This is a genomic window from Streptomyces chilikensis (genome assembly GCF_001642695.1).
GTDB classification, from domain to species: domain Bacteria; phylum Actinomycetota; class Actinomycetes; order Streptomycetales; family Streptomycetaceae; genus Streptomyces; species Streptomyces chilikensis.
This window is the reverse complement of the sequence record NZ_LWCC02000120.1, coordinates 23,456-30,519: the sequence shown is the minus strand read 5'-3', so window position 1 is coordinate 30,519 and position 7,064 is coordinate 23,456. Positions and strand designations below refer to the sequence as shown.

Annotated in this window: 5 protein-coding genes and 1 pseudogene; 1 reads left to right on the top strand and 5 read right to left on the bottom strand. The window is 68.4% G+C overall.

The genetic code is table 11. The features are described 5' to 3' along the window. Nucleotides 1-78 precede the first annotated feature (78 nt). The 4 genes and pseudogenes from A2U95_RS25720 to A2U95_RS25705 form a co-directional block, all read right to left on the bottom strand. A pseudogene (locus tag A2U95_RS25720) lies at nt 79-705 on the bottom strand (low temperature requirement protein A); the annotation flags it as partial. Further along, nucleotides 702-1,061, bottom strand: coding sequence for a putative antibiotic biosynthesis monooxygenase (locus A2U95_RS25715; RefSeq protein WP_166027279.1), 360 nt, complete (start codon nt 1,059-1,061; stop codon nt 702-704). The pseudogene A2U95_RS25720 and the gene A2U95_RS25715, both read right to left, overlap by 4 nt. A gap of 144 nt (nt 1,062-1,205) precedes the next feature. Further along, nucleotides 1,206-1,520 (bottom strand): SDR family NAD(P)-dependent oxidoreductase, encoded by a 315-nt coding sequence (locus tag A2U95_RS33845; RefSeq protein WP_206283063.1) that lies wholly within the window; start codon nt 1,518-1,520, stop codon nt 1,206-1,208. 68 nt (nt 1,521-1,588) lie between these two features. Continuing rightward, nucleotides 1,589-3,046 (bottom strand): aldehyde dehydrogenase family protein, encoded by a 1,458-nt coding sequence (locus tag A2U95_RS25705; protein WP_206283062.1) that lies wholly within the window; start codon nt 3,044-3,046, stop codon nt 1,589-1,591. A 1,313-nt stretch (nt 3,047-4,359) separates the two neighbouring features. On the opposite strand from A2U95_RS25705, the gene A2U95_RS25700 reads away from it, so the two are divergent. Beyond that, the gene (locus tag A2U95_RS25700) at nt 4,360-4,986 is read left to right on the top strand and encodes a transglycosylase SLT domain-containing protein (RefSeq protein ID WP_166027276.1); all 627 of its coding nucleotides are present in this window, start codon (nt 4,360-4,362) and stop codon (nt 4,984-4,986) included. Nucleotides 4,987-5,452: 466 nt separating this feature from the next. Here A2U95_RS25700 and A2U95_RS25695 read toward each other — a convergent pair whose 3' ends face one another. Then, entirely contained in the window at nt 5,453-6,994 is a 1,542-nt protein-coding gene (locus tag A2U95_RS25695; RefSeq protein ID WP_166027274.1) for a GH39 family glycosyl hydrolase, read from the bottom strand. Nucleotides 6,995-7,064 lie beyond the last annotated feature (70 nt).

Below are 7,064 nucleotides of genomic sequence, written 5' to 3'. Positions count from 1 at the left end.
GGCCGGACTCCACCTCGCAGCACTCATCCTCTGGCTCCGTGAGCCCGGACAAGATCATTTGTCAGACAGGTCCTAGGGCGTGGGGTGGGCCCGCTCCGCATACAGCGGTACGGCCAGCTCCAGCAACGCCATCACCAGGAAGACCCACGGGCGGCCGGCCTCCGGCAGGGCCAGTAGCCCCAGCCAGCCGATCTGGCACAGCCCGATGGCGTACCGCAGCGCCATCGTCCGCTCGGGGCCCTGGCTCGACCGCGCCACGCGCAGCCACTGCGCCGTCATGGCGAGCCGCATGATCACATAGCCCAGGATGACGACCAGGTACGCGTGTTCCTCGAACACCTGGGAGACGCCTGCCGTCAGGACGAGCACGCCGGCTGTCTGGATCAGCGTGACGACCCGGTACAGCACGTCGTCGTTGTCGTAGGCCGAGGCGAACCACGTGAAGTTCATCCACGCCCACCAGATGGCGAAGAAGACCATCAAGTAGTTGAGGATCCCCTCGCCCGTGTGCCCCTCGACCATGGCGTGCACCAACTGGGCGCCCGCCTGGGCTATGGCCACGATGAAGCACAGGTCGAAGAAGAGCTCCAGTGAGGAGACGCCGCGGCGGGTCTCGTCGCGGCCTCGCGCCGTGAGCCTGCGTAGTGGTCTGTGGTGTGCGGGCGCCGCGGAGCACACCGGCGGCGGAGCCGGGCTGCTTGTCATCTGGTGAGCCAAGCTCCGAAATGCCGCTGCAGTCGGGGATTGATCTGCCAGACCATCGCTGCTGCCGCCGCCGGGACGAGTACGGCGAGTCGCACCGGCAGGTAGAGATCCTCCAGAACAGGATTCGTGGCCAGGCCCAGCAGGACGATGGTGGGGTAGATACCGCACACGGTGAGGAGCCACAGCTTCCAACGCCGGACGGCGGCCGGAACGGTGGGGCCGAGCCGGGGTTCGGCGTTCGCGAACGCGTTCCGGCTCTGCGCCCGGAGCGCGTGCCGGATGTCTGTCACTGCCGGCGGACTCGGCAGTCCAGGATCGTCGGCACCGTAGGCATCAGAAACAGTTCTCTCGTTCATGGACCACTCCCAATCGAAATGCTGCGTATCGTTTTGATTCCATCGGTTCCTGCGCGACCGAGGCGATGTCGGCGCTGTGTGGTGGGCTGCCCGAGCGCAACAGCGGCAGCAGTTGCCGGGTGGGCAGCGCAGGGCTCAGACGGCTCACCGCCGGCCGCTGCTGGTATCCGTCTGCCGGCGTGCTTCGGATGGCGCCGTTCCAGGTGAAGCCACACCCGCGCTGTTGACCAGCACGTCGAGGCGACCGTGCCGTGCCGCCACTTCGGCCGCGGGTCGCTGAGTCCCGGCCGAAGCGGGTAGGCCGGCGATGTATTGCCCGGCTCCGAAACGTTGCGCGACCGGCACCGATCGCTGCGGGGTACGACCGTGCGGAAGCAACTGGTGCCCGGCTTCCGCAAGCTCCTCAGCCAGAGCGAGACCAGGAGCGTTCGTCGCTCCGGTGATCAAAATCGAGGCCATGGTGCGCCCTTCCTGCGCAGGAGGGCTGCCCGGCGCCCAGGTGGGCGCCGGGCCAGGTGATGATCTGATCAGTGAGCGGACTGGGTGTGGTCCTGCTCCACGTACACCTTGAGGGCCTGGAACTCCTCGATCGCTCGCGGGCCGCACAGGTAGCCGTAACCGCTTCCCTTGACGCCGCCCTCCTCGAAGTCCTCGCTGATGGCTCCCCAGGTGTTGATCCATACAGTGCCGGTGCGGATGCGCCGGGCGATCCGGCGGGCCTTCATCGAGTCCGAGCTGAACACCGAGGCGGCCAGGCCGTAGATGGTGGCATTCGCCTTGGTCACGGCGTCGTCCTCGTCGTCGAAGATCTCGAACGTCTGGACCGGACCGAAGACCTCCTCCTGCACGATCCGGACGTCGGTGCGGTCCACCTCGATCAGGCTCGGCCGGTAGAACGCGCCGGCGGCCAGCGGGCCGTCGGTGACCACACCGCCGCGCAGCAGTACCGTGCCGTACGAGGTGGCTTCCTCGACGATCGCGTCCACCCGCTGGGCGGACGCCCGGTCGATCACCGGGCCGAGCTGGGCCTTCTCGTCGTCGCCCGACCCGAGCCGCACCTGCGCGAGCGCGGCGGTGAGCCGAGTGCGCACCTGGTCGGCGATGTCCCGGTGAACCAGTACACGGGAGCCGGTACAGCAGAACTGCCCGTTCATCAGCACCAGCGACTGCACCACGGTGGGGATCACCATGTCCAGATCGGCGTCGGGAAAGATCACCATGGGCGCCTTGCCGCCCAGTTCCAGACCGAGCCGCTTGAGTGTGGTGGAGGCCGCGGCCGCGATACGGCGCCCGACCGGCGTACTGCCGGTGTAGTTGATCACGTCGACCTTGTCCGAGGAGACCAGGAACGGGGCCCCGGTGTTGCCGGACTCGGTGAACACGCTGACCACACCCGCCGGGATCTCCGGGACCGAGGCCAAGACCTGCGCGAAAAGCTCATTGGTCAGCGCCGTCTGAGCCGGAAGCTTGACCACGACGGTGCAGCCGGCGGCCAGCGCCGGGCCCAGTGCCCGCACGGTCAGCATGATGGGGGAGTTCCAGGGAGAAATGATCCCGGCGACACCGACCGGCTCGGGCACCGAGTGGGTGTACTGGCCGGGTGCCGTCTCGGCGGCGCGCCCGGCGGTCTGGGTGCGCGCAGAGGCCGCCGCGTACCGCAGCCACCCGACTGCGCCGCTGACCTCCCACGTGGTCTCACCCAGCAGCTTGCCGTTCTCCCGGGACAACATGGCCGCGACCTCGGGTACCCGGGCCTCGAGGGCGTCGGCCAGCCGGCTGAGTGCGGTCGCCCGGAGCGAGGGAGTGCGCGCCCATTCGGTGGTCGTGAACGCGGCGGCGGCGGCGTCCACGGCGGCCGAGGCCTCCGCCTCGCCACCGTCGTAGAACGAGCCGACGACGGTGCCGTCGGCCGGGTTGATCGATTCCAGGACCGAGCCGGAGCCGGTCCACTGTCCGTTGATCCAGTGCTGCGCGATGGTGTTCATGGTCCGCTCCTCGTGGGCTCGCCCGGGTACCGGGCGGTTTCGCTGTCTCCACGAGAATGGCTCGGCTGCCGTGCCGACAGCCTCCGTCAGCTGACTGACATCCGGCCGACGGCCCGCTTAGCACTCCAGTCAGAATCAGTGTCCTGAGCTGGTTCTTCTTCGGTAGCGGCATCGCCGGGCGGTGGCTTGGTGGCGGCGTCGCCACCAGGACCAGATCAGTGCATGCCGGTGGCGGTCGAGTTCGGGGCGGGAGTGGGGCAGGCTTCGCGCCCGGGAGCGTCAGCCGACGACACCATCCTCACCAACCGCTGCGTGATCGGTTGAGTCACCGCCCCGCGGAAACGGCTGCCCCTGGATCGAGATCGAGATCTCCCTGTGCGACCACGAGCGCATCGTGGCGGGCAACTCAGACCTCGGACACGCACTCCGACGATACGCATGCGAGGGCCTCGATCTGACGGTCACGGTCCTCATCGCGTTTTCGTGGCGGACAGTGATCCCCAGAGCTTCGTAGAGAGCCGCTTTGGCCTTGGATTCGGCGCTCCGTAGTCGTTGTGCGACCTCTCCGAGGTTTTTCGCGATCTCGATGATCTTTTTCCGTGAGCGGCTTCTCGGCCCTCCCCTTTCCTCTCTGTCCTGGTGACGGTGGTCGTCTGCGCTTTTCAGCTTCTGTGAGGCTCGCCGGGGTGGTGCGTTTGCCGCTCCTGGCGTCATCGATCCGCTGAGTGACAAGGAGGTGGGCGCGGGTGGCGAGCAGCCAGTGGTGGCGGGCCACGCGGTGGTCGCTCCTCCAGTGCCCTGATCAGGTCGAGTCCCGCGGCCAGGCCGTGGACCACAGCGACGGAGATCCGGGCGACGACCTCCTCCCGGATCTTTTGCCCCTCGGCCTGGAGCTGGTCGACAGCGGCGTCGATGGGGCGCGTCGTCCGGAGCACAATTACGTCCGCGCCCCACCCTGACGGAGGGCATTGCTTCGGCAACTCCACGCGACGACGGAGCCTCGCGTTTGTGAGGGCAGGCACGGGGCGTGCGTCACGTACGAAGGAAGTTAGAGGGCGCGAGCGGGTGGTCGATGCGTCTTGAGCGGGAAAGATGAACCTTTTGCGCGGATTGTCCGGTAATGCTCTACGATCCGGCGTCGTAGGTCACACCTTTGCTTTGCGATTTCGCCGCCGCTAAGAATTGCACTCGTCGCTCAGCAAGCCGCGTCATCCGACCGCGGCACCCCCGTGCCGATGAGGGCACCCCCTGGTCCGCCGTGAGCGGACACCGACCGAGGAGCGACTTCCGCGCCAAGTCGAAGAGGTGCCCCCATGCGTAACTCCACCTTCACCGTCCCCACGATGGCCAAGATCCGGAAGATGGGCATCGTCGGCGGTTTCGCCGCGTTCGCCGCGTCCACCACCTTCGGTCTCGCCGCGACCGCGGACCAGCAGTCGGCCCAGGCCGCCGCCGAGCCCGCGCCCGCCACCACCGCCACCATCCTGCCCGCCGCCGCGGACAAGGCCGTCGGCGAGCGCGCCGGTGACGCGGTCAGCCGCTCCGCCGACCGGGTCGAGGTCCAGCAGGTGGCGTACAAGAAGCCGGCGTCGTCCGAGAAGTCCGAGAAGAAGGACTACCCGGACAACCTCGACGGCTGGATCCGCGAGTCGCTCGACATCATGCAGGAGAAGGGCATCCCGGGCACCTACCACGGGCTGCACAAGAACATCATCCGTGAGTCCTCGGGCAACCCGAAGGCCATCAACGACTGGGACATCAACGCCATCAACGGCATCCCGTCCAAGGGCCTGCTCCAGGTGATCCCGCCGACGTTCGAGGCCTACCACGTCGAAGGCACCCCCAACGACATCTGGAACCCGGTCTCCAACATCACCGCCGCCGCCAACTACGCGGCCGACAAGTACGGCTCCATCGACAATGTCAACAGCGCGTACTGAGCGGACACCGCACCTCTGACGAAGAGGCACCGCGCGAGACCGAAGGGCGGCGCCCCCAGTAGGGGCGCCGCCCTTCGGTCTCGCCGGGTCCGTACGGTGATCGGCCCTGTCCCTACATTCGGTGGTGACGGAGAGTCCCGTACAACGGCTGCCAAGCCCGTCCCAGGAGAAGACGGAGCCATGATGCGCCGTAAACCATCCGCCGAGGCCGCGACCACCGGGGTGGGCGGTGACGCCGAGGACGTGAACGGTGCGGGTGCGGACCTTCATGACGAACAGGGCGTACAGGCGCTCCAAACCGGTTATGTGGAGGTGGAAGAAGTCCGTCGCGGGCAGGCCACCGGCCTGGGCCTTGAGGAACTGGCTCCACTCGCGGCGGGCGGAATGGCGGCGTGGTGCTGGGCCGAGGCCGGCTTCCCACAGGAAACGCCGGACGGTAGCACTACGCCTGTGATGCTGATGACTTTCACGCCCTGGCGGTCTCGGAACCCTCGGTGCCGAGGCCGAAGAGCCGGTCGTCACTCCACCACTCGGGCGTCTCGTCGACGACCGGGGTGAGTTCGAGCAGCGTCACCTCGTTGCGGCCCAGGACCAGGTCCACGTCCGCTCGCCCGGCGGTGACGGGGATGCTTCGATGCGAGCCGGCGGGTTCGGCGGCCTCGCGGAGCGCCTCGAGCTGGCGGTGGCCAGGGGCGAGCGGCCGCCCCATCTCGCACCAGGCCGCCCACGCGTTGCCGGCGTCCTCGCTCACGGAGCGGCGGCGCGCGTAGGCGGAGCCGCGTACGTCCGGCGCGCCGACGGGCAGGGACAGCCGGACCGTGTGACCGCTGACGGGCTCGCCGCCGGCCGGGTCGGCCGGCGCCCAGGCCAGCACGGTGACCCTGCCGTCGTCGTGCCGTGTCACCAGGTACTCCTCGCCTCGGGCAAGGATCTGTTCGCCCATCTCGGCCATGAACGCGTACAGGTGGTAGGTGGGTTTCTTGATCTGGCGGTGGGTCAGCAGGCCGAAGCCGCCGTGGAAGGGAGCGGTGGGGATGCCCGTCTCCTCGAAGACGTCGCTGAAGGTCCAGTAGGAGAAGGAGTCCGCGTGGTCGCCGCCCTTGGCCAGGACCGGGGCGAGGTAGGCCGCATGGAAGGCGGTGTCGTGGATCGGGTTGTCCGGCCGGTAGGAGGAGTTGAACTCGGTGATGTGCACCGGCAGGCCCGCGAGCCCGGTGCCCGCCAACTGCTTGCGAGGGGCGCCGAACTGCTCGAGCAGTGCCGTGGCCGGCATGAGGGTCTGATGCGTTCCGAACGGCACATGGTGTTCGGGGCCGGAGGAATAGGCGTGGCGGCTCACGAAGTCGATCGGCAGGTCACGGCCCTCGACGAATTCGGCGAAGCGCTGGATCCACTCGTCCTGGTAACCGGGTGCCAACGACGGCCCGCCGACCTGGAGTTCGGCGTCGACCTCCTTGACGGCCAGCGCGGTCACCTCGTACAGCCGGTGGTACGCGTCCTGGTCGGCGGCCCAGAACGGCGCCAGGTTGGGCTCGTTCCACACCTCGATCGGCCAGCGGCGCACCTGGTCGACGCCGTAGCGGTCGGCGAGGTGTCCGAGGACGGCGCGGACGAGGTCCGCCCACTCCCTCTCGTCGCGCGGAGGAGTGACGTTGCCCTTCCACCAGAACACGGTGTCCTCGCCGGAGGCGAGCCCGGACGGCATGAAGCCGAGTTCGAGGAAGGGCGCGATGTCCTTCTCCAGGTAGGCGTCCACCACTTGGTCGAGGTAGGTGAAGGCGTGGCGCACGTGCCGCCCGCCGGCGTGGTGGTAGGGCCGGTGGATGCCCATCCCGTCGCTGAGCAGACCGTGCCCACGGATGAACCGGAACCCGATCTCCTGCTGCACGAGGCCGAGCGAGTCCTGGTAGTCACGCCGCAGCGCGAGGTCGAGCCGGCCGGTGCCCACGCAGTGACGCCAGGCGTCGGAGAGTCGGGCTGTCGGCCGGCCGGAAACGACGATCCGCATGGTGGAGGCGGTCCTTTGCTGCGGGGTGCGGCTGCTGGGGGCGTGCTTCCGCGAGAGGTTCTGCGCACCT